The organism is Faecalibacterium sp. DFI.5.82 (assembly GCF_029076575.1).
In the GTDB taxonomy this organism is placed as follows: Bacteria; Bacillota; Clostridia; order Oscillospirales; family Ruminococcaceae; genus Faecalibacterium; species Faecalibacterium duncaniae.
Genome location: NZ_JARFIS010000006.1, coordinates 124,311 through 146,921, shown reverse-complemented (window position 1 = coordinate 146,921; position 22,611 = coordinate 124,311). Strand labels below are relative to the sequence as shown.

Here is a 22,611-nt window from a genome sequence, read left to right as displayed (position 1 = left end):
TTTGTTTTGCTCAGGCATTTGTATCAATAGCCACCGAGATAGCCATGTAGGTCTGACCATTCACAGCTTTGACAACAACGCCAACCTGTGTCCATTTCGTGCTCTGTGCGATATTCGCGTTTCCAAGATTGCCGCCTTCGGCAATTTTCTGAACAAACTTATTCAGCTTTGTTCCATCATAGTCAAATGTCGTCACAAATGTAGCTGCACACTTACCATCTTTGGGGCCATCAATTTTGAACCAAACCTTAGACGAATAGCCAAACAGATTCAGCGAGAAATTCAAATCTCCATTTGCTACCTCATCAATATGTTGGCTTGCAATCGCTCTGCACTGTGCGTTATTTTCCAGTTTCTTTCCCTCTGGGCGATTTGCATTGATTGTGCTCATCATCTGAGCTTCCGCCTGAGCCTCGGGGCTCTGGGCGGTATCACCGCCGCAGGCGGTGAACAGAACAAGTACCATGGTCGCCGCCAGAATCAAAGCGGCCAGTTTTTTCAGCATTTTCATGTCGGGACCTCCAGTCGTTTTGTTGTGTTTTTCATAATATGCAGGGTGCCTTTCCATTTTGAAACAGGACCCCTTCTGGCTTTATTTTATCCAACGACTGTCGCTTTTGTCAATTGCCAGCTTCACCAAACATTTTCTCCTGCTTTTGTTGTTTTTTCCAAAACGAATCTTCGCAAAGATCCTTTGCCGCGCCCGGGGCAAAAACCGGAAAATATTTCCGGCGTTTACACAATTCTACCACGATTTGGTGCTAAACTTAAGGCAATGGGAACCGCCGGGTGCCGTTCCTGAACAAGGAAAAGGAGTTTGCCCCATGCAGCATGGTTCCCTGCGCGCTCCGGTGCGCGTTTTCATGGCAGCAGTTCTGCTGTGCCTGAGCTTTCTGGCCGCGCCAAAGGCTGCGGCGGCACAATTGCAGAATGTGAACGGCATCACGCTGCTGTCCTTCGACAGCCAGCAGATCGTCTCCATCGGCAACCAGACCTCGGGCCGGTGCAGCTGGTACGCCCTGCGCTACGCCCGCACCATTCTGGATGGCAAGCCCTGCTCAGGCAGCGGGATGTGGTCGAACGGCGCGGTATGGTCTGCCGCCGGGTACTACGCTTACAGCGGCTCCCTTTCCGGCTGCCTTTCCCGCCTGTATGAAGAGCTGCAGGCCGGGCGGCCCGTCATTGTACATCTGAAAAACACCGCTGTCAGCGGCGTGTCCAAGCACACCAACCGCGTGACAAGCTATGAATACCACCTCTCCGGCTCCGGCTGGAAAGAGGTCAATTACCCCCACATCGCCACCAGCAGCACCTACGGACACTGGGTGTGCGTGGTGGGCATCTCCCCCACGGCAGACCCCGAAAACCTGCGGGAGAGCGATTTCTATGCGCTGGACCCCGCGCGGGTCAGCGTGAACGGCACACTGGCCGTAACAAAGCTTTTGGATGGCACCATCTGGACTGATAACTCTCCCTTAAAAGTCGCAGCCTGACGCTCCCTTACAAAACACAACAGCCCCCGGAACATGCAGGGTTCCGGGGGCTTCGTGTTTTGTATCGGGGGTTACAGCTCCTGATAGGCGCTCATCATGGCGGGGATGAACTGCTTTTTGCGGCTGACCACGCCGGGCAGCGTCCAGCTGCCGTCGGCGGCGGGCCGGCTCTCAAAGCCGTTGCTCAGCACCTCGGCGGCGTAGCGGCCGGTGCAGATGACCACGCTCTCCTCCTTGGGCACATCGGTCAGCAGCATATAGAGGTCCTCCACGTTCTGCTTGTTGCGGGCCTCCTCCAGATAGGGCTGGAGCAGCGCCTGGGCGGCCTGCAGATTCTTGCGGGTCATGTAGCTGCCCTGCGCCACGCCAAAGCGGATATCGCCGCACATGAACACCTTGAAGTCCTGCAAAAAGACCTCTTCGGGGGTCTTGCCGTCCAGTTTTTCACCAGCCTCGAACATTTCGGTGGAAAACTCTTCGATATCCACGCCTGCGATCTTGGCCAGACGTTTGGCGGTGTTTTCATCCACGGGGGTGCAGGTGGGGCTGCGGAAGGCCAGCGTATCCGAAAGGATAGCCGCCAGCAGCAGGCCCGCGATCTGGGGTGGGATGTCCACACCGTTTTCATCGTACATCTGGGTGATGATGGTGGCGGTACAGCCCACGGGCTGGTTGCGGAAGTAGACCGGGCCGCTGGTCTCCAGACTGCCGATGCGGTGGTGGTCGATGATCTCCAGGATCTCGGCCTGATCAAAGCCCTCCACGGCCTGGGTGGCCTCGTTGTGGTCCACCAGAATGATGCGCCGCTTGCGCAGGGCAATGACGTTGCGGCGGCTGACCATGCCGCAGTATTTGCCTTCCTCATCGAGGATGGGGAAATAGCGGTGGCGCACCTTTGCCATCACCCGCAGCACATCGGCCACAGGGGTGACGAGGGTGAATTTGAGGATGTTGTCCCGGGTCATATAATAGGAGATGGGGGCGCACTGGCTGATGAGCTTGCCCGCCGCGTAGGTATCCACAGGGGTGGTCATAATGGCAACGCCGGTCTCATCGGCAATGCGCTGGATGGTGCGGCCCACCTTGGCCCCATTGCAGATGATGAGCAGGGAGGCTTCCTTTTCAATGGCGCAGAGCTGGCTTTCGTACCGGTTGCTCAGAATGACGATATCCCCCTTTTCCACGCTGCTTTCCAGCATCTCGGGGGTGGCGGTGCCGATCTTGATGTGGCCGGTGGTGCAGACCGCGTCGGCATTGCCCACCACCATGGTGCCGTTCAGCGTTTCAAGGATGTTCTTATAAGAGGTACGGCTCTTGGCCAGCACCGCGGTATCGAACACGTCCATGTTGGCGGTGGCAAGATCCTTCACCGTGATGATGCCCTCCAGCTCGTTGTCCGCGCTGGTAATGGACAGGGTGTCGATCTGCTGGTCGCGCATGATCTTCCATGCGCGGCGCAGGCTGGTGGAGCCCGGGATGCCCGGCATCTCGCGGTAATCCACGTCCCGGATCTTGGGGTTCACGTCGGTGCACATCCGGGGCGGCGTGACACCGAATTTTTTCAGGACGAACTCGGTCTCCTGATTCATTTTACCGGCACGGCGCGGCTCGCAGACCAGCGTGCTGGTGCGGTTTTTGAGCTCCGCATAGGCAATGGCGGAGCAGATGGAATCGGTATCGGGGTTGCGGTGCCCGATGACCACGACCTTGTGTGCTTCTTTTGGCATAGGTTGTTCCCCTCTCTGGGTCAGATTCATTTACCTTCCGATCGGCCCCATACCCCAAACCACCGGGCACGGCTGCCAGCTTCATTTTAACACAACCGGCCCCGGGGGTAAAGGCGGCAGATATCTTTTTCTTGACAGCGTCCCAAAAATCGTCTATTCTTGACCTGAATTTTTTTCTCTTTGGAGGTCACCCCATGAAAAAGCTGTCCCGCGCCCTTTCCCTCTGCCTGACGCTGGCCCTGTGCGTGTCCGGCAGCACCGCCGCGCTGGCCGAGGCTCCCGCCGCCACGCCCGCCCCCCAGGACGAACGTGTCATCACCGATGTAAGTCCCCTTGAGGATCAGATCCGCAACATCGTCGGTTTCACCACCAGCACCGGCGGCCCCTACGATTTTGAACAGGCCGACCATAGATCTGCCGTGCAGGCCTACGGTGCAGAACCCGCCGAGGGTGCCGTGGCCCTGCTGCGCATCTACGCCCGGGCCGAGGATCGGGGCGATGCCTCCATCAATTCCAGCGGCCACTCCTTCCTCTCGGTGCGGAACGTCTCTGACCATGACATCGAGGTGGGCGGCCTGCGGATCGCGCCCGACACCGAGATGACCTTCAGCCCCCGCGGCAACCGCTGGGAGCACACCGGCATCTGGTACAATCTGGAGGGCTACTACAAGCGCTATCTGGCCGATTCCTACTACCAGAACATCTATGCTGTCCAGACCTCGCTGGATCAGGGCCAGCTGGACGTGGTCAACCGCAACCTTGCCAAATCTGACCACTGGTCGGCCTACTTCAACTGCGCCGCCTTTACCGAGAGCATGTGGAACGCTGTCTGCGCCGACACCCTTTCCGCCGGGCAGCCCTACACCCCGGAGAACCTGCGGAACGACATTCTGGCCAAGTACGGCGATCTGGCCGCGTACAACCCCCAGATCCCCTACGACTACATCGTTTATTACGGCACCAGCCTGACCCCCAGCAAAGAGTTTGCCTGATTTTTTGATTTGTTGGATACAACATCTTGATTTTCACGTCATTCCGCGCTATCATGGGTGTGTTTGAATCCACGCGCCAAGGGAGGACACCATGACAGACGCATCGACCACATCAAGACCGCTGTTCAACCGCCAACAGCTCATTTCACTTTTCCTGCCGCTGGTGGCAGAGCAGGCCCTCAGCATCTCCATCGGTCTGGCGGACACCCTGATGGTCTCCTCGGTGGGCGAAGCCGCCGTTTCGGGCGTGAGCCTGGTGGACTCCTTCAACGTACTGATGATCCAGCTGCTCAGCGCACTGGCCACCGGCGGCGCGGTGGTCGCCAGCCAGTACATCGGCCACCGGGAGCCCAAACGGGCAAAGGCCAGTGCCGCCCAGATCATGTTCATTATGATCTCGCTCAGCGTGGTCACCGCCGTCATCGTGGCGGTGGGACGGCACGCCATCCTGCGGGGCATCTTCGGCTCCATTGACGCGGATGTGATGCGCTACGCCGAGACCTATTTCCTGCTCTCGGCCCTGAGCTATCCTTTTATTGGCGTGTACAACGCCGGTGCGGCCCTGTTCCGCGCCCAGGGCAACAGTAAGATCAGTATGCTTTCCAGCCTGGTGATGAACGTGGTGAACATTGGCGGCAACGCCATCCTGATCTACCGGTTCGGCATGGGCGTGATGGGTGCGGCCACCGCCAGCCTCGTGAGCCGGATGATCGCCTGCTTCACCGTGATGTTCCTGCTGCAGAAGCCGGATTGTGCGCTGCGCATCGACCACCTCACCGACCTGAAGCCTGACCTCGACCTCATCAAGCGCATCCTGAAAGTCGGCATCCCCGCCGGCATCGAGAACGGCATGTTCCAGATCGGCAAGCTGTCGGTCTCCAGCCTGACCAGCACGCTGGGCACCGCCGCCATTGCGGCAAACGCCGTGGCAGGCAACATCTCCAGCTTCCTGAACGTGCCCGCCTCCGCCGTTGGCATCGGTGCACTGACCGTTGTGGGCCAGTGTCTGGGTGCCGGGGAAAAGGTGCAGGCCAAGCGCTATTCCCGCCTGCTGCTCCTGACTGCCTACGCCGGGGATTGGGTGATGAACCTTTCCGGCCTGTTCTTCCTGAACAAGCTGGCGCTCTCCTGGTTCAACCTCTCGCCGGAGGCCTACGGCATGGCACTGGAGCTGATGGTCTGGTTCAATGCTGTATCGCTGATCCTGTGGCCCTCCAGCTTCACCCTGCCCAACATCCTGCGCGCCGCCGGAGATGCCGCCTTTACCATGACGGTCAGCGTCATCTCCATGTGGGTGTTCCGGGTGGCCTTCTGCTACCTGATGGTGCTCAGGTTCCACTGCGGCCTGCTGTTCATCTGGATGGGCATGTTCCTGGATTGGGCCATGCGCTCGCTGTTCTTCTGCGTCCGCTTTGTCCGCGGCAGGTGGATGGAACAAAAGGTGATCTGAGTTTCCGTATATCCGGCCCTCTCCGCCATTGCAGTTTTGGCGGGGAGGGCCTTTTTTGTGCAGGAAACCCGCATCCTGTCTCGTATCAATAGGCAGAAGCTTCTCTCCCCTGCATCCGCTTCCCCAAAGCATACCAAATTCCGCGCGGATGTGTTCACGATTTTGTCAGCTTTTTGTCTTGTTTTCTTCGTCTTTGCGCGGTATAATCATACGCTGCAAAGAACTTTAGGCGGGGCTGCGGCCCCCATTCCAGAAAAGGAAGTGTGTTCCATGCGCAACTGGTTTTCCCGCCATCCCGTTTCGTTCATGGCGTTTTATCTCCTGTTTTACCTTTCGGCGTTCCATTGGCTCGAAGTCCATATTGCCGTGCCCGATGTTCTGGTGCACTGCCATCTGGACGACCTGATCCCCTTTTGCAAATATGCTATCGTGCCCTACTTTGCGTGGTTTTTGTGGATCCCGTTCACCCTGTTCTACCTGCTGTGGAAAGCGCCCAGGGCCGACTTCTGGCGGCTCTGCCTGCCCCTGTTTGCGGGCATGACCATTGCGCTGGCCTGCTATGTCATCCTGCCCACCGGCCTTGACCTGCGGCCCTACCGGGTGTACGGCAGCGACCTCTTTGCTCAGGCCGTGCGGATGCTCTATGCCACCGACACGCCCCTCAATGTCTGCCCCTCCATCCATGTGTTCAACTCCGTCACCCTGATGATGGCCTATTACCGCAGCCACATTTTTGAAACGCCGGGCCGCCGCTGGATGCGGCCTGCCTCCGCCGTGCTCTGCGTTTCCATCATTGCGTCCACCGTTCTGCTCAAGCAGCACAGCTGCATTGATGTATTGCTGGGCATCCTCCTGGCCATGGCGCTGGATACCGGCATGACCGCACTGGAACGCAGCGACGCAAGAGCCTTGCAGCGGCTGTGAATCCACATAGAAAAAACGCCTCTGTCGGCCGACAGAGGCGTTTTTGCATTTTGGGGCATTACGGAGCCGGAGCAGTGAACTCTTTCAGGTGCGCTGTATCCAGCTCTTCGGCATCTTTGGCCGCTGATGTATAGGAAATTTTCAGATATTTCAGGGCTGTATCGTTTGCCAGCAGTTTTTTGCAGGTTTCCGTATCAAACGTGATGTTGTTGGTCAGATCCAGCCAGATCAGCTGCGGCATCTGGGTCAGGGGAGTATAATCCATGTCCTTGTAGGCTTCCTGTGCACCCTGAGAGAGAGACATACTCAGATACTGCACACTGCTCTCCGCCAGCGGGGCAAAGCTGTCGATCTCCGGCCCTTGGCACAGCTGCAGAAAGCTCAGATTTTCCATCTGCTTCAGCGGTTCCAGCGAACCGATCCGGGTCACGTCCAGTCTCAGGACCCGCAAGTCAGCTCCGGCCAGCTGGGTCAGATCGACCTCACTGCCGGTGATCCACAGCATCTTCAGCGACTTCATCTGCGCCAGCGCCGAAAGGTCGGAGACATTGGAATCCGCCCGGATCCCGTCACTGCCATACTTCAGCTCTACCACAGAATCCAGCTTTGCAAAGGTCGGGAATGCGCTGCTCTCCACACTGGGCACACTCAAAAGCATCAGATTTTTGCATTCCTCCAGACCTGTCAGATCTGTAATGGGTGGGGCTCCCCTTCTATTATTGACCGACAATACCTGCAAGCTGTCAAAATGCCGCAGGTCTGCCAGAGAGGTCACCGGATCATACGTTCCCTCTACGCTGACTGCGCAGGCTGCCAGCTGCTCATTGCTGTTGACGTTTCTTCCAATGTCCACCCCATCCGGTGCATCTTTGACGATGAGATCCCCTACGCCGGTTCCGGAATTTATCGAGACCCGCTGATAATCCCAGACATCGCTGTGATAGATATCTCCCTTCGGGCGGTCAAGCCATTTCCGGACGTGCTTTTCCATCACAGGGTCCTGCCACTCAATGACATAATCCTCCCCATGCTCGGCGTGACTGGCCGGAACCGTAAGTGTCGTCTGCTGAACGAAAACATCCTGCATTTCCGAACGGAAAGGTCCCGGTCCCAGATTCAAAGAGCTTGCACATGCGCTGAACAAAAGCATTGCGCAGATCGGCAGGCTCAAGGCTTTTAACATTTTACGCATAACAGGCTCCTTTCTGTTTCAGCAAAATCTCTAGTTATATTCTACCATAGATTGTTTTTTTGTAAAGAAAAAACCCACGATCTTTGCACAGGCATGGCAAAAATCGTGGGTTTGCTTAAAACAGATTTTCCGGCAGGCAGATATCCTGCTTTGGCACCTTGTCCCAGGAAAAGTCTGGGATCAGGCTTTCCGGGGTGCGGGGAGCCGGTTCAGGTTGGAGACCATAGGCAAAGGCAAGCCTGCCCACGATCTCTTCCGCCGTATACTTTGCCCGCAGATTTTCCAGGCTCTGATCCCCGTCCCGTTTGGACAGGCGGCGGCCATCGGGAGCCAGCAGGAGCGGGCAATGGGCAAACTTTGGGGCGGGCAGGCCCAGCAGACGGTAAAGATAAAGCTGCCGCGCGGTCGAAGAGAGCAGGTCCGCGCCCCGCACCACCTCTGTGACCCCCATCCGGGCATCGTCCACCACCACAGCCAGCTGGTAGGCAAACACGCCATCGGCGCGGCGGAGGTAGAAATCCCCGCAGTCGCGGAGCAGGTTCTCGGTGTGGGGGCCCATACAGCCATCGGTGAAGGTGATGTCCTCATCGGGCACCATGAGACGATAGGCCGGGGCTTTCTTTTTGCGCTTTTCGGCGATCTGCTCCGCCGTCAGCCCCCGGCAGGTGCCGGGATAGATCACATTGCCGTCGGAGGTGTGGGGTGCGCTGGCGGCATGGAGCTGGGCACGGGAGCAGAAACAGGGGTAAACAAGGCCTTGTGCTTCCAGTTTGTTATAGCTCTCGGTGTAGATGGCGGCGCACTCGCTCTGGTAATAGGGGCCGTTGGGGCCGCCGCTGCTGCCGCCCTCATCCCAGACAAGGCCCAGCCAGCGCAGGTCCTCTTCCAGTGCGTCGGCATATTTGCGAGGGCAGCGCTCGGCATCCAGATCCTCAATGCGCAGAACGATGCGCCCGCCCTGACTTCTGGCGCTGAGCCAGGCCAGCAGGCTGCAGGCCAGATTGCCCAGATGCAGCCGCCCGCTGGGGCTGGGGGCAAAGCGCCCGGTCACAGCGCTCACAGGCCCAGCTTCCACTCGCCGTCCACAGGCTGGGAGATGGGCGTGTTATAGAACTCGGCCATGGCCTTTGCCATGTACTCGGCATCCTTGCAGCTGGCGGTCTCCATTGCGGAATGCATGGCCAGCTGTGCCAGACCGATATCCACCATGGGGATCAGAATCTGGTGGCCCAGCAGGTTGCCCAGCGTGGAGCCGCCGGGAACATCCGCGCGGTTTGCGGCCACCTGCACCGGCACACCGGCCTTTTTGCAGATCTCGGCAAAGGCAGCGCCGGTAAAGCCGCTGGTGGTGTAGGTCTGGCGGGCATTGTACTTCAGCAGCACACCGCCGCCCATGACCGCCACATTGGCGGGATCGCTCTTTTCGGGGTGGTTGGGGTGGGTGGCGTGGCCATTGTCGGCGCTCAACAGCAGGCTGTTGGTGCAAGCACGGATGCTCTGCTCCCGGGTGACCCCCAGCTTTTCCTCAATGCGGGCCAGTACGTTGGCCATCAGGGTGCCCTGTGCGCCCTGCCGGCTGGAGGAGCCCACCTCCTCGTTGTCGAACATGACCCACATATCACCGCGGCCTTCCTCCTCGCCGCGGCCCTGCAGGAAGCCCCACAGGGTGGTGTAGGCGCATTCCAGGTCATCGATGCGGCCGGACATGAAGTATTCGCCCTTCAGGCCCACGCGCTCGGCCTTTTCGCGGGTGCAGAGCACCAGGTCAGCGTCCACGATGTCCTCAGCCTTGACCCCGGCTTCCTCAGCCAGAGCGTCCCGCAGGGTGGAGCCTGCCTCACCAAAGATGGGCTGCAGATCCACCTGAGGGTTGTACTTCATGCCGTTGTTCAGGTCATGGCTGAAGTGGATGCAGAGGTTAGGGATGACAGCCAGCGCCCGGTCGGGGTGGACCAGCAGGCTCCGGATGCCGTTCTCCGTGCGGACCAGAATGCGGCCCGCCACGCTCAGGGGACGGTCCAGCCAGGTGGGCATGATCATGCCGCCGTAGCCCTCGGTCTCCGCCTTGGCAAAGACTGCGTCCTTGCCGCCGTCCAGCTGCTTGATGCGCCAGGTGGGAGAATCGCTGTGGCTGGCGGTGACATGCCAGCCGGTCAGCTCGCCCTTGGGCATCCGCCATGCCAGCACGGCAGAGCCGTTGCGGGTGGTGTAATATCTGCCGCCGGGCACCAGCTCCCAGGCTGCGCTCTCGGGGCAGTTCTGGTAGCCGTTCTCCTCCAGAATCTTCACAGCCGCAGCCGTGGAGTGGAAGGCGCTGACACCGGCGTTCAGGAAATCGAAGAGACCTTCGACGGAAAAGGTGTTATTCTGCATTTTATGTTCTCCTTTATTTTCAGGTTGCCCATTGCTAAACCTCTCCGTCATTGCTTCGCAATGCCACCTTTCTTGGCTCCCCTGTTAGGGGAGCTGTCGCCGCAGGCGACTGAGAGGTTTCGCCACAATTATACCGTTTCTCTTATCAAAAAGCAATCACACCGGGGCCATCTCGGCAAGCTGCTGTTCAAGCGCATGGCGGAGCTGGGCGGCGTGCAGGCCGCAGACCAGCTGGACCCGGGTGCCCTGCACCACAAGACCTTTATGGGGCAGGGAGAGCAGAGCCCCCATATCCAGCAGCGAGGCATCCCGCACCGTGAGCCGGAGGCGGGTGAAGCAGTTTCCCAGCTGGGCGATGTTCTCCGGCCCACCCAGCGCGGCGATGAACCGGCACACCTCCTGCGGGTCGGCGTACGGGGACTGGTCTGCGGAGAGGGCAGCTTCCCGGCCCGGGGTGGGCAGATCCTTTGCTTTGATGAGGACGCTGAACACGGCAAAGTAGGTCAGGATCTCCGCAAGGCCCAGCAGATAGAGCAGCGGCATGTTCTGCAGCTGCTCCCCGGCGCTCAGGTTGAACACCAGCGACCCCAGCAGGTTGGAGGTAAAGGCCCGGACGTGCAGGACATGGAGCAGCACCATAAAGCCGCCCGTAATGACCGCATGAGCCACCCAGAGCAGGGGCGAAACGAAGCAGAACAGAAAATCAATGGGCTCGGTGATGGAGGCCACCGAGGCCGTGACCGCCAGCGGGATCATAGCGGCGGCGGTACGGGCACGGTTCTCCCTGCGGGCCGTGAAGATGAAGGCCGCTGCAATGCCCAGATAGCCAAAGGTCTTGGTGAAGCCGGTGTACATCCAGACGATGCCGTCTGAGAGGGGCAGGCCCATGGTGTACTCAGTCATGCAGACGGCGTAAGCACCTGTGTAGGTCACAGAGCCCACAGTCAGGCTGCCGCCCAGCGAGGAGAACTGGAAGGGCATATAGATGAGGTGATGCAGGCCGGTGGGGATGAGCAGCCGTTCCAGAAAGCCGTAAAGGAACACACCCGCGTTCCCTGAAGCCGCGATCCAGCCCGTGAGGGCGCTGACCGCCCGCTGCAGCGGCGGGCAGACGAAGCAGAACCCCAGCCCCAGTGCCACCGCCAGCGCCGACAGCCACAAAAACGACCACCGCAGACCCGAATAAAGCTGGGTGATCATGCCATAAAACTGCTTTTCGCAGGTGCGGTTGAAGAGCCACGCCGCCGCAAAGCCCAGCACGATGCCGCTTGCCACGCCGGTGTCCACCACCTGAATGCCCAGAATGGTGGTCTGGCCCGTGCCCGCAAGGCCGGTCATCCCGTTCGGCTGGGCAAGCAGTCCCAGCGCTTCCAGCGCGGTGTGGTTGGCTGTGAGGAACACCAGGTAGGCCATCAGCGCCAGCAGGGCGGCATCCTGCTTTTCGGTTTTGGCGTGCACGGCTGCCACCCCCACGCAGAGAATGACGCTGAGGTTGTTGATGAGCACCATCATCCCGTTGTAGAGCAGCTGACCCACCAGCTGCAGCGGAGCCCACTGCAGCACCGGCAGCGCCTGACACAGGGGCTTGCTGGTGAGCAGCGCTCCCAGCACCAGCAGCAGGCCCGCCGCCGAAAGATAAGACAGCGGCGACAGCAGCGACTGTGAAAAGCGTTCCAGCCGCCGCAGAAATTTCTGCATCCGTTTCTCCCCCTTTTCCCGGTTCTTCACCCGTTTCTCCCAGTTTGACCATGGCCGGATTATACGCGCCAGCGCAAAAAATGTCAATCCCGCCCGACTGAGAAAAAAACGACAAAAGTTTGTATAGTTTGCACAGCCGGGGTGAAAAATCGTCCTGCGCACGCCGATTGACAACAGCCCGGCAGAACAGTATACTAGAAATGTACCAGAGCAGTTTCTCCGGCAGATGGGCCGGAACACGATAAAAGGAGGCTTTCCTATGATTCGCAAGCGTATTCTTTCCCTGCTGGTCTGCGCCGCCCTGCTGTGCGGCGTGCTGGCGGGCTGCAGCACCTCTTCTGGCAGCACTGCCGCTTCCAGCTCTTCCGCTTCTGCAAGCGAGAGCATCCCCTCTTCCACCGTGACCGCCGACACTGGCAAGGTGGGCCCGCTGGACGCAGGCGAGAACTCCCTGTTCTCCCTCTCTGACCCGGACGATGCCTTTGCCCCCTGCCTTGGCTGGGGCCCCGGCGTGTCCGGCTGCTCGCTGAAATCCGTCATCGCGGCGGCTTCCCTGCTGAAATGGGCCGATGGCTGCAACATGAGCATCCAGCCGGTCAGCGACATCAAAGATGCCTATACCCAGTGGTTCGACAGCCTGAGCGCCGATGACCAGCAGAGCTTTGCCGATGCCTGGCCGCTCATCAAGGCCGATGCCGAGACCCTGCTGACCGACAAGGACAGCATGACCGGCCGCATCGAGGATGCCGGTCTGGATGCCAAAGAGCTGCCCGGCTGTTCCGAGGAAAACTGGAAAGCCCTGGCCGATGTCATTGACGTACTGGTCCCGGCTTCCAGCGAGTATTGATCGTTCCGTCTGCCCCTGAATGCAAGAGACATAAAAATAAGCCCGACGTTGTCGGGCTTATTTTTATGTTCAGATCTTCTTCAGGGTGTACTGGCGGGTGCCCATACCGATCTTTTCGGCCTGATCCAGCGTTGCCTTCCACTCGACATTGGGGTTGGAATCCTTGAAGTTGTCGTGGTGGCAGTTCCAGCCGGGCTTTGCAAGGTTCTGGCCCAGCTGACTGTTGGGCAGGGGCTGTGCGTTCAGGCAGGCATCGGCACAGGCCTGATCCAGCGCCACGGGGTCAAAGGAGGCGAACATGCCGATATCCGGCAGGATGGGGGCATCGTTCTCGCCGTGGCAGTCACAGTTGGGGCTGATATCCTGCACCAGACTGATGTGGAAGCAGGGGCGGCCTGCACAGACGGCGGCGGCGTACTCTGCCATCTTGCGGTCCAGCTCCTCGTTGGCACTGCTGTCGATGGAATAGATGGCATCGAAGTTGCAGGCACCGATGCAGCGGCCGCAGCCCTTGCACTTTTCGTAATCAATGACCGCCTTGTTGTTCTCGTTGTAGCGGATGGCATCGGAGCCGCACTCTTTGGCGCAGCGGTGGCAGCCGCGGCAGAGCTCCTCCTGCACGGCGGGCTTACCGGAGGAGTGCTGCTCCATCTTGCCCGCACGGGAGCCGCAGCCCATGCCGATGTTCTTGATGGCTCCGCCGAAGCCAGTCGCTTCGTGGCCCTTGAAGTGGGTCAGGCTGATGAAGATGTCGGCATCCATAATGGCGCGGCCGATCTTGGCGGTCTTGCAGTATTCGCCGTTGGGCACGGGCACCTCAAGCTCATCGGTGCCGCGCAGGCCATCGCCAATGATGATCTGGCAGCCGGTGGTCATGGGCCAGAAGCCGTTTTCCTGCGCGCAGCTCAGGTGCTCCAGCGCATTCTTGCGGCTGCCCGGGTACAGTGTGTTGCAGTCGGTCAGGAAGGGCTGGCCCCCCTGCTCCTTACACAGGTCTGCCACTACCTTGGCGTAGTTCGGGCGCAGGAAAGCCAGGTTGCCCAGCTCGCCAAAGTGCATCTTGATGGCCACGAACTTGCCGTCCATATCAATGCTCTTGATGCCCGCCGCAATGCACAGGCGGCGCAGTTTTTCGGTCAGGCTGGTGCCCACAGGACACCGGAAGTCGGTGTAATATACAGTCGATGCTTCCATAGGGATCTCCTCCGTTTTTGACAATTTCAGGCGCGGCACTTTCCCGCTGCCGGGTTCTCTCTTTATGGCTCCAGTATAGCACAAGGCCGGGGCCGGTGCAATTGCCCCAGGGCGCAAAAAAGCCGCCCGGGCGGGCGGCTGGGGGGTTCGGGAGGGATTTACGCAATGGCGGTGATGGCGGCCACAGCCAGGACGATCAGACCCAGCACGATGCGGTAGAGGCCGAAGAACTTGAAGTTATGGCGCTTGACGTAATCCATCAGGAAGCGGATGGCGGCAAGGCTGACCACAAAGGCGACCACACAGCCCACCACGAGGACAGCGATCTCGGTGCCGGTCATCGCAGCGCCGGAGAGAACAAACTTGACCACCTTGAGCAGGGACGCGCCCGCCATAACCGGAATGGCGAGGAAGAAGGTAAACTCGGCCACACAGGCACGGGACAGACCCAGCAGCAGGCCGCCCACGATGGTGGCACCAGAGCGGGAGGTGCCGGGGATGATGGCCAGCATCTGCCACACGCCGACGATGAAGGCTTCGCGGTAGGTGATCTGTTCCAGCCGGGTGACATGCGGGGCGGTGCGGCGGTTCTCCACAAGGATGAAGAGGACACCGTACAGGATCAGCATGGCGGCGACCGTGATGTAATTGTAAAAGCGGGTCTCAAACCAGTCGTCCAGCGGGCTGATGATGAGCACCGGGATGGTGGCGGCCACCACCTTGAACCAGAGCTGCCAGACGGCAGGTTTGGAGCAGACGCGGCCATGGCGCAGGCCGAAGGGCCAGAGCTTATTCCAGAACAGCACCACCACGGCCAGAATGGCACCCAGCTGGATGACCACGCGGAACATGGACATAAACTCCTCGCTGGCGTTGAACTTGACCACCTGCTCCACCAGGATCATATGGCCGGTGGACGAGATGGGCAGCCACTCGGTGATGCCCTCCACAATGCCCATCAGGATGGCTTTCAGTATTTCAAGAAACATGGGTTCTCCTCCCTGCAAAGCGGCACAGGCGCTCTGCACACATTCAGATTGGGTTCGCTTTCCAGTATATCATATTCTGAGAGCCTGCGCACGAAAAATCACAAATTTTATACAGGAGCACTGTCTGCTTTTTCTGTATTTATCTGCCGCGGGAAATATGCTATACTGGACACAACGCTTTTCCCTGTGTTTCCTTCTGACGCGGAATGCCGGGCCAGATAAAAACAGATTTTGAACAATGAGGTGACATCCATGAATATTCTGGTGATCGGCTGCGACCAGGTGGGCGCGGCACTGGTGCGGGATCTGGAACGCATCGGCCATGATATTTCCCTGATCGAAAAGGACCCCGAGCAGCTCAAGCGGCTGGACAGCTTTGATGATTATTCCTTTGGCGGCACAGCCCTTGTGGGCGACCCCACCGATCCCGACATCCTCAAGCAGGGCGGCGTGGAGAACTGCGACGCGGTGGCCGCTGTGTGCGAGGATGACTCCGTGAACCTGATGGCTGCACAGATCGCAAAGAACATCTTCCGGCGCGAAAAGGTCATCTGCCGCGTCTCTGACCCGCATTTGCAGGTGCTCTACCACAAGACCTACGAGCTGGACACGATCTGCCCCACCATCCTGACAGAACAGGCCGTGTTCCGTGCGCTGGCGAAGTGAGGTTTTATCCCAAATTAGTTTTACCCAAAGTAATGTGAGGTATCAATATGAAAGTTTGTATTGCAGGCGGCGGGCGTGTTGGGCGGTATCTGGCCCAGAGCCTGCTGACGAACCACCATTCGGTGGTCATCATTGAACCCATCGAGGCCCAGTGCCGGATGCTGGCAGATTCGCTGGACATCCCCGTGATCTGCGGCGATTCCATCAGCGTGGACACCCTGCGCACCGCCGATGTTGGCAGCTGCAACGCTTTTGTGGCCGTGACCGGCTCGGACGAGGACAACCTCGTGGCCTGCCAGATTGCCAAGCGGGAGTTCGGCGTGGACCGCACCGTGGCCCGGGCCTCTAACCCCAAGAACCGGGAGCTGCTGCACACCTTAGGCGTGGACACCGTGGTCTGCGGCACCGACAACCTGAGCCACATTCTGGAGCGAGAGATCGAGACGGATACCATCCGCCAGCTGCTCAGCCTGGGCGGCGGCACAGCCAGCTTGAACGAGATCCTGCTGCCTGAGAACTTCAAGTTTGCGGGCAAGGCCATCATGGATGTGCCCATTCCCGGCGATGCCATTCTGGTCAGCATCACCCGCGACACCGAGTTCATCATCCCCCACGGCAACACCGTTCTGCTGCCCTGGGACCGCATCCTGGTGCTGACGCAGGACGATACCCTGCACCTGCTGACCGATGCCTGGGAGCTGAACAGCAAGTGACGGAGCGGGAGCTGCGCCGCACGGCGCTCATCATCCCGCCCCGGGGCCGGGCTGTGCTCTGCTGCTGGGCCGCCATCCCGGGCCTGTTGGCGGCTCCCTTTGTGTTCTGGCAGAGCATGCCCGCCGGGGTGGTGTTCTGCCTGCTCTGGGCCGCACTGGTGGCGGTGGTGTACCAGCGCGCCTGCAGCTATGCCGCTGCGCTGGGCGCGGAGACCCTGACGGTGTACTCCGGCATCGTCTTCCCGCTGCGGCGGGCGATCCGACGCAGGGCCGTAACAGGGCTGTTCCAGCTGCGCACGCCGTTGCTCCGGCTGGCAGGGGGATCTGTGGTCGTCATCACGGCACCGGGCACGCGGCTTATTTTACCGGCGGTCCCGGCAGAGCAGGCCTCTGCCCTCACCCATGTCCTTGCGGAGGAGATTCGATGAACGAACGCCGCCTGCACCCCTTTACCGTTCTGCGGTTTCTGCGCAAGACGCTGGTGGTCTATCTGCTGCCGCTGGTTCAGGTGCTGTTTGAGCGGAACTGGACAGCCCTGTACACGGCGCTGCGGCAGGATGCGCTGCTGTTCCTTCTGCTCTGCGCAGTGAGCTGGGGCATCCTGCGTGTGAGCAGCTGGAGCATGGATGACACCGGAGTCTTTCATCTGCACTGGCGGCTGGGCATCCGGCTGAATCGTGCCCTACGGGGCGAGATGCTGGCGGCACTGACCATCGACCGGCCCCTGCTCTACCGGATGGCCGGGGCAAGCCGCCTGACCCTTTACCCAGTGGGCGCGGCGCAAAAGCACACCCTTTCGGTCTGCCTGCCCAAAGCCGATGCCGAGGCGGTGGCAGACCAGCTGATGCCTCTGGTAAAGCCTACCCTGCACCGGCCCGCCGGAGGAGAGCGGGCGGCGCTGGGTTTTCTGGGGGCCAACGGCCTCTCCACGCTGGCCCTGTTCGTGCTGGCCGTGCACCAGACCCGGGATGTTCCGGACTGGAACCCTGCCGTTTTTGCCCAGATCCAGGTGAGCTTTCTGGCCCGATTCGCGGCGCGGTGGCTCCCTGCAGGCGCGGCATGGCTGCTGGCGGCTGCAGGCTTTCTGCTGGGGGCCAGCCTGATGCGCAGCTTTGCTCAGACCGTGCACTACACTGTCTGGCACACGGCCGACCAGATCGGCAGCCGGGGCGGCTGGCTGGAGCACTTCGAGTGCCGGGTGCGGACAAGCGAGATCAGCTTTGCAGATGTCCGCATCTCCCCCGCCGCCCGGCTGATGAAACGCTGGCCGGTCTTTGTAACGGCGGGCGGCTGCTCCCCCGAGCTGCCGCTGTTCGTCTACCACAGCGGCGAGGAGGCATTGTTCCGGGAGCTGCTGCCGGAGTTCCGGATGCCGCCCGACCTGCTGGCCCGCACCGAGCAGCGCAGTCTCATCTTTTTTGCACCGGCAGGCATTCCCTTTGCCCTCTGCCTCCTGCTGACGCTGGTCTCGGCCACAGTGCTGCCCCAGCTGACCGTGACCCTGCTCATCCCCACCTTCTTCTTTGGGGCACTGCTGGCCGGAGCCGCAGCCGGCTACCGGCGGGAGGGCCTCTGGCTGCGGGAGGGCCGCATGACCCTGCGGCGGCAGCAGGGACTCTACCTGCATTGCATCTGTGTGTTTCACCCGGATGTTTGCCTGACCGCAGCACAAAGCCCTTGGGCTGCCAGTGTGGGCCGCACCAATCTGACCCTGACCTTTCCCGGCTGGGTAAAGCTCAAGGTGAGGAGCGTACCGCTGCGGGATGCGGAGAAATTTTTCAGATTTATGGAAACGAATTAAACCTCTCAGCCGCCGATCGGCGACAGCTCTCCCAATAGGGGGAGTCCTTGGCATAAAGATAAAGCTATTTGTTCTTAGGGGAAGTAAAATTGTTATGATTCATACGGTATTATTTGATTTGGACGGCACTTTGCTGAACACCATCGACGACCTGGCTGATGCAGGCAACTGGGTGTGCGCACAGCACGGGTGGCCGGAGTTTACGGTGGAGCAGTTCAAGCACATGGTGGGCAACGGCATCCCGAAGCTCGTGGAGCGGTTTTCGCCCGCCGATGCCCGCACACCGGAGCAGCTGGCCGCTACGCTGGCGGAGTTTACCGCCCGGTACGATGCCCACAAGGAGGACAAGACCGCGCCTTACCCGGGCATTGCTGCCCTCATTGACGCGCTGAACGCCGCAGGCGTGCAGTGCGCGGTGTTCTCCAACAAGGCTGACCCGCTGTGCGGCAAGATCATCGAGCATTATTTCGGGGCAGGTCGGTTTGTTCTGGTACGGGGCAGCCGCCCGGGCGTGCCCACCAAGCCCGACCCCACCGGTGTTTACAGCCTGATGCAGGACCTGCACGCAGACCCTGCCAGCACCCTGTTTGTGGGCGACAGCGATGTAGATATCCTGACCGGGCACAATGCCGGTCTGCCTGCCATGGGAGCGCTGTGGGGCTTCCGGGGCCGCGCAGAGCTGACTGCTGCCGGAGCCGATGCACTGGCCGGCGTGCCTGAGGATATTTTAGAATACGTTAGAACACATTAAAGGAACGACCCTCTCCGGTGCTGTGAAGCACGGACGGAGAGGGTCGATTTTTATTTGCAGACTGTTCACAGGATGTTTCTTGCATAAACTCCCCTGTTTTCCTATAATATAGTTCCTATTTGAAACAATGGAGAAACGGAGGACTTGCCCATGGCAGCTGAAAAGAAAACTTCCCCCAACGTAGAGAGCCGCCTGCGCCACAACATCCTGAAAATGCCCCAGGAGGTGTATGCCGCCAGCGGCATCGTAATCAACGGGCGGCGGCTGAAAAGCTTTGTATTCACCACCGACCTTGCCATCATCCGCAACTGCGACGCGGACGCGGTGTTCGCGGTCTATCCTTTCACGCCCCAGCAGGCCATCAGCGATGCCATCATCAAGGCATCCTACATCCCGGTGTTCTGCGGTGTGGGCGGCGGCACCACCCACGGCGTGCGCACCCTGAACCTTGCCCGCGACGTGGAGAGCCAGGGTGCCATGGGCGTGGTGCTCAATTCCCCCATCTCTGACCTGAACCTGCTGGCGGTCTCGCGGGTGGTGGACATCCCGGTCATCATCACAGTGACAAAAGAGGATACCAACATCCAGAGCCGCATTGATTCCGGGGCATCCATCCTGAATGTGGCCTGCAGCACCGACACGCCCCGGGTGGTGGCAAAGATCCGGGAGCAGTTCCCGGATGTGCCCATCATCGCCAGCGGCGGCAAGACCGGCGAGAGCATTTCCGCCACCATTGCGGCGGGTGCCAACGCCATTACCTATACGCCGCCCTCTCCGGCTGTGCTGTTCAAGGAAATGATGGAGAAATATCGGGAATGATTTACGCAAGACGCTGTAACTTTTTTCTGTTACAGCGTCTTTTTTACGCCATGAAAGGAGATATTTCAGAAATTTTTGAATTTTTGCGAAATAATTGTTGACAAATCGCGGTCGATTGGATATAATAATAAAGCACTGTTCAAGTGCACAAAATAAATATGGCGGTATAGCTCAGTTGGCTAGAGCATTCGGTTCATACCCGAAGTGTCACCGGTTCAAATCCAGTTACCGCTACCACGTTACAGAGTTTCGCTAAGATAAGGGGGACGGTCGTCCGCAGTAGTGGATGATGGATGTCGGAGGTTTTAGCGAAGCTCTGTGTTTTTGAGGCCCGTTGGTCAAGCGGTTAAGACACGGCCCTTTCACGGCTGTAACATGGGTTCGATTCCCGTACGGGTCACCAAAAAGCTTCTGATTGAAAAATCAGGAGCTTTTTTCTTTTTGTTTTTCTACACAACAAAACCCCGCCGTCTGCATCACGCGGACGGCGGGGTTTTCAACATTTTATGAGTGCTTTGTGGAAAAGCTCAGGCTCAGCCCTTCTTGTGGGTGGGAACCATAACTTCCAGGCCGCCCATGTAGGGCTGCAGCACCTTGGGGATGGTCACGGAGCCATCGGCCTGCAGATGGTTCTCCAGGAAGGCGATCAGCATACGCGGAGGAGCCACGCAGGTGTTGTTCAGGGTGTGGGCCAGATAGGTCTTGCCGTCCTTGCCCTTGACGCGGATGTGCAGGCGGCGTGCCTGTGCATCGCCCAGGTTGGAGCAGGAGCAGACCTCAAAGTACTTCTGCTGGCGGGGGCTCCAGGCCTCGATATCGCAGCTCTTGACCTTCAGGTCAGCCAGATCGCCGGAGCAGCAGTTCAGCTGGCGCACGGGGATCTCCATGCTGCGGAACAGCTCCACGGAGTTCTTCCAGAGCTTCTCGTACCAGTCGGCGCTCTCCTCGGGGCGGCAGACCACGATCATCTCCTGCTTCTCGAACTGGTGGATGCGGTAGATGCCGCGCTCCTCGATGCCGTGTGCGCCCTTCTCCTTGCGGAAGCAGGGGCTGTAGGAGGTCAGGGTCAGGGGCAGAGTAGCCTCGTCCAGGGTCTGGTCGATGAAGCGGCCGATCATGGTGTGCTCACTGGTACCGATCAGGTACAGATCCTCGCCCTCGATCTTGTACATCATGGCATCCATTTCGGGGAAGGACATCACGCCCTGCACCACGTTGCCGTGCATCATAAAGGGAGGAATGACATAGGTGAAGCCCTTGTCGATCATAAAGTCGCGGGCATAAGCCAGCACAGCCTCATGCAGGCGGGCAATGTTGCCCAGCAGGTAGTAGAAGCCATTGCCGGCAACGCGGCCAGCAGCGTCCATATCGATGCCGTCAAAGCTCTCCATGATCTCGGTGTGGTACGGGATGGGGAAATCGGGCACCACAGGCTCGCCAAAGCGCTGAGCCTCCACATTGTAGGTGTCATCGGGGCCGATGGGCACGCTGGGGTCGATCATCTGGGGGATGGTGTACATGATCTCCTGGATGCGGTCAGCCAGCTTGGCTTCCTCGGCTTCCAGCTCTGCCATCTTGTCCGCATCGGCCTTGACGGCGGCGTTGTTGGCATCGATCTGTGCCTGCAGCTGGGCCTTCTGGGCCTCGTCGGTGCACTTCTTCAGCTGACCGAACAGGGGGCCGTTGGCCTTGCTCAGCTTGTTGCGGGCAGCCTTCAGGCTCTCAACTTCCTTCAGGCACTCGCGGTACTTTGCGTCCTTCTCGATGACTTCATCCACCAGAGGGAGCTTGGCATCCTGGAACTTCTTCTTGATGTTTTCCTTGACAGCATCCGGGTTGTCACGGACAAATTTGATATCAAGCATGATTTACTCTCCTTACTCTATTTCGGTTCGCATGGGGCGGGTGGGCCCTTTCCCATGCCGTTCAAAGGCGGCGTGCCGCCTTAGATCGCTATGTTTTTCTTCTCGGGCAGGCTTGCCTTCGTACAACCTCTCAGTCGGGCTTGCGCCCGCCAGCTCCCCTAATAGGGGAGCCTCTGGCGTATACGAAAAGCTTTCATCGGCTGCCAATGCCTCTCCTACTGGGCAACAACAATGACGGAGAGGTTTAATCCTCAACCTGATATTGCCCTAATAAGTTTGCAAAAGCCTTCAGCTGCTCATCCGAGTAGAAGTGGACGGTCAGCTTGCCCTTGCCATCGTGGTAGGCCACATTGACCTCACTGCCCAGCGCCTGCTTCAGGCTCTCCTCCACCTCCACAGGCAGGGTGCCGCGCGGGGCGGGCTCCACAGGCTCTTTGGGGGGCTTGGCCAGCTTTTTGCACAGGGCCTCTGCCTGCCGGACATTCAGCTCATGGTCGGCAATGATCTGTGCCGCCTGCTCCTGCAGCTCCGGGGTGGGCAGGCCCAGCACCACCTTTGCGTGGCCGGTGGTGAGGAAACCGCCCTTCAGCAGCTCCAGCACCGTTTCGGGCAGGTTGAGCAGACGCAGGCTGTTGGCCAGTGCACTGCGGCTCTTGCCCAGTTTGCGGGCGGCCTGCTCCTGGGTCAGGTCACAGCGGGTCATCAGCTCCCGGATGCCCAGTGCTTCTTCCACCGGGTCCAGATCCTCGCGCTGAAGGTTTTCCACCAGCGCCAGCTCCATGGCCTGCTCATCTGTGACATCCTTCACGACGACGGGTGCCTCGGTCAGGCCCGCCATCCGGCAGGCACGCCAGCGGCGCTCACCGGCCACGATGAGATAGCGGTCTACCCCGTGGGGCCGCACCGCGATGGGCTGCAGCAAACCGTGCTCTGAGATGCTGGCCGCCAGCTCTGCCAGCGTTTCCTCATCAAAGGTCTTGCGGGGCTGGGCCGGGTCCGGCTCGATCTCCCGCAGGGGCAGTGTCTCGATCCGGTTATCGGACTCAAAGCTGGGGGCTGTGTCCTCAAACAGACTTTCCAGGCCCCGGCCCAGTCCTCCTCTTTTTTTTGCCATAGG

Annotated in this window: 21 protein-coding genes and 2 tRNA genes; 13 read left to right on the top strand and 10 right to left on the bottom strand. The window is 59.7% G+C overall.

All coding sequences use genetic code 11. The features are described from left to right. Window positions 1-10 precede the first annotated feature (10 nt). Complete coding sequence (locus P0G09_RS09370) at window positions 11-511, bottom strand: hypothetical protein (protein WP_156066886.1); 501 nt, start codon at window positions 509-511, stop codon at window positions 11-13. A gap of 313 nt (window positions 512-824) precedes the next feature. On the opposite strand from P0G09_RS09370, the gene P0G09_RS09365 reads away from it, so the two are divergent. Next, window positions 825-1,493: a hypothetical protein gene (locus tag P0G09_RS09365; RefSeq protein WP_097773107.1), complete on the top strand. Its 669-nt coding sequence runs from the start codon at window positions 825-827 to the stop codon at window positions 1,491-1,493. 71 nt (window positions 1,494-1,564) lie between these two features. Here the strand turns inward: P0G09_RS09365 and P0G09_RS09360 are convergent, their stop codons facing one another. After that, a complete protein-coding gene (locus P0G09_RS09360) occupies window positions 1,565-3,220 on the bottom strand; it encodes a putative manganese-dependent inorganic diphosphatase (RefSeq protein WP_156059271.1) in 1,656 nt (551 codons plus the stop codon). A gap of 194 nt (window positions 3,221-3,414) precedes the next feature. Between P0G09_RS09360 and P0G09_RS09355 the strand changes: the two genes are divergently transcribed. From P0G09_RS09355 to P0G09_RS09345, 3 genes are all read left to right on the top strand, one after another. Then, the gene (locus P0G09_RS09355; RefSeq protein ID WP_275252514.1) at window positions 3,415-4,212 is read left to right on the top strand and encodes a hypothetical protein; all 798 of its coding nucleotides are present in this window, start codon (window positions 3,415-3,417) and stop codon (window positions 4,210-4,212) included. A 91-nt stretch (window positions 4,213-4,303) separates the two neighbouring features. Beyond that, complete coding sequence (locus P0G09_RS09350; RefSeq protein WP_275252513.1) at window positions 4,304-5,662, top strand: MATE family efflux transporter; 1,359 nt, start codon at window positions 4,304-4,306, stop codon at window positions 5,660-5,662. A gap of 270 nt (window positions 5,663-5,932) precedes the next feature. Next, complete coding sequence (locus P0G09_RS09345) at window positions 5,933-6,586, top strand: phosphatase PAP2 family protein (protein WP_275252512.1); 654 nt, start codon at window positions 5,933-5,935, stop codon at window positions 6,584-6,586. 58 nt (window positions 6,587-6,644) lie between these two features. Here the strand turns inward: P0G09_RS09345 and P0G09_RS09340 are convergent, their stop codons facing one another. From P0G09_RS09340 to P0G09_RS09325, 4 genes are all read right to left on the bottom strand, one after another. Continuing rightward, a complete protein-coding gene (locus P0G09_RS09340; protein ID WP_005929212.1) occupies window positions 6,645-7,673 on the bottom strand; it encodes a leucine-rich repeat domain-containing protein in 1,029 nt (342 codons plus the stop codon). A 220-nt stretch (window positions 7,674-7,893) separates the two neighbouring features. Next, window positions 7,894-8,838, bottom strand: coding sequence for a tRNA glutamyl-Q(34) synthetase GluQRS (gluQRS, locus tag P0G09_RS09335; protein WP_275252511.1), 945 nt, complete (start codon window positions 8,836-8,838; stop codon window positions 7,894-7,896). Then, entirely contained in the window at window positions 8,835-10,151 is a 1,317-nt protein-coding gene (locus P0G09_RS09330) for a M18 family aminopeptidase (RefSeq protein ID WP_275252510.1), read from the bottom strand. Before P0G09_RS09330 ends, gluQRS begins: the two co-directional genes overlap by 4 nt. A gap of 156 nt (window positions 10,152-10,307) precedes the next feature. Beyond that, entirely contained in the window at window positions 10,308-11,849 is a 1,542-nt protein-coding gene (locus tag P0G09_RS09325; protein WP_275252509.1) for a PTS transporter subunit EIIC, read from the bottom strand. Window positions 11,850-12,108: 259 nt separating this feature from the next. Between P0G09_RS09325 and P0G09_RS09320 the strand changes: the two genes are divergently transcribed. After that, the gene (locus tag P0G09_RS09320) at window positions 12,109-12,696 is read left to right on the top strand and encodes a hypothetical protein (RefSeq protein WP_227611717.1); all 588 of its coding nucleotides are present in this window, start codon (window positions 12,109-12,111) and stop codon (window positions 12,694-12,696) included. 69 nt (window positions 12,697-12,765) lie between these two features. Here P0G09_RS09320 and P0G09_RS09315 read toward each other — a convergent pair whose 3' ends face one another. Further along, window positions 12,766-13,890 (bottom strand): DUF362 domain-containing protein, encoded by a 1,125-nt coding sequence (locus P0G09_RS09315; RefSeq protein WP_215697491.1) that lies wholly within the window; start codon window positions 13,888-13,890, stop codon window positions 12,766-12,768. A 158-nt stretch (window positions 13,891-14,048) separates the two neighbouring features. After that, a complete protein-coding gene (locus P0G09_RS09310; RefSeq protein ID WP_005929199.1) occupies window positions 14,049-14,879 on the bottom strand; it encodes an undecaprenyl-diphosphate phosphatase in 831 nt (276 codons plus the stop codon). 252 nt (window positions 14,880-15,131) lie between these two features. Between P0G09_RS09310 and P0G09_RS09305 the strand changes: the two genes are divergently transcribed. The 8 genes from P0G09_RS09305 to P0G09_RS09270 all read left to right on the top strand — a co-directional run bounded on the left by P0G09_RS09305 (window position 15,132) and on the right by P0G09_RS09270 (window position 20,032). Then, complete coding sequence (locus tag P0G09_RS09305) at window positions 15,132-15,545, top strand: TrkA family potassium uptake protein (RefSeq protein WP_097769913.1); 414 nt, start codon at window positions 15,132-15,134, stop codon at window positions 15,543-15,545. A 47-nt stretch (window positions 15,546-15,592) separates the two neighbouring features. Then, window positions 15,593-16,258, top strand: a complete 666-nt coding sequence (locus P0G09_RS09300; protein WP_005929193.1) for a TrkA family potassium uptake protein — start codon at window positions 15,593-15,595, stop codon at window positions 16,256-16,258. Further along, on the top strand, window positions 16,255-16,686 hold the full coding sequence (locus P0G09_RS09295) for a PH domain-containing protein (protein ID WP_275252508.1): 432 nt from the start codon (window positions 16,255-16,257) through the stop codon (window positions 16,684-16,686). The genes P0G09_RS09300 and P0G09_RS09295 overlap by 4 nt, the downstream gene beginning before the upstream one ends. After that, window positions 16,683-18,059 (top strand): PH domain-containing protein, encoded by a 1,377-nt coding sequence (locus tag P0G09_RS09290; RefSeq protein ID WP_275252507.1) that lies wholly within the window; start codon window positions 16,683-16,685, stop codon window positions 18,057-18,059. Before P0G09_RS09295 ends, P0G09_RS09290 begins: the two co-directional genes overlap by 4 nt. Window positions 18,060-18,153: 94 nt before the next feature. Further along, window positions 18,154-18,810, top strand: a complete 657-nt coding sequence (locus P0G09_RS09285; protein WP_117534284.1) for an HAD family hydrolase — start codon at window positions 18,154-18,156, stop codon at window positions 18,808-18,810. A gap of 150 nt (window positions 18,811-18,960) precedes the next feature. Further along, the gene (locus tag P0G09_RS09280; protein ID WP_097769909.1) at window positions 18,961-19,629 is read left to right on the top strand and encodes a hydrolase; all 669 of its coding nucleotides are present in this window, start codon (window positions 18,961-18,963) and stop codon (window positions 19,627-19,629) included. A gap of 160 nt (window positions 19,630-19,789) precedes the next feature. Beyond that, window positions 19,790-19,866, top strand: a tRNA-Met gene (locus P0G09_RS09275). A 91-nt stretch (window positions 19,867-19,957) separates the two neighbouring features. Continuing rightward, window positions 19,958-20,032 (top strand) — tRNA-Glu (locus P0G09_RS09270). A 130-nt stretch (window positions 20,033-20,162) separates the two neighbouring features. On the opposite strand, the gene serS is transcribed toward P0G09_RS09270, so the two are convergent. Further along, the gene (gene serS, locus P0G09_RS09265; RefSeq protein WP_005929185.1) at window positions 20,163-21,494 is read right to left on the bottom strand and encodes a serine--tRNA ligase; all 1,332 of its coding nucleotides are present in this window, start codon (window positions 21,492-21,494) and stop codon (window positions 20,163-20,165) included. A gap of 244 nt (window positions 21,495-21,738) precedes the next feature. Then, on the bottom strand, window positions 21,739-22,608 hold the full coding sequence (locus P0G09_RS09260; protein ID WP_097773098.1) for a ParB/RepB/Spo0J family partition protein: 870 nt from the start codon (window positions 22,606-22,608) through the stop codon (window positions 21,739-21,741). Between the last annotated feature and the right edge of the window lie 3 nt (window positions 22,609-22,611).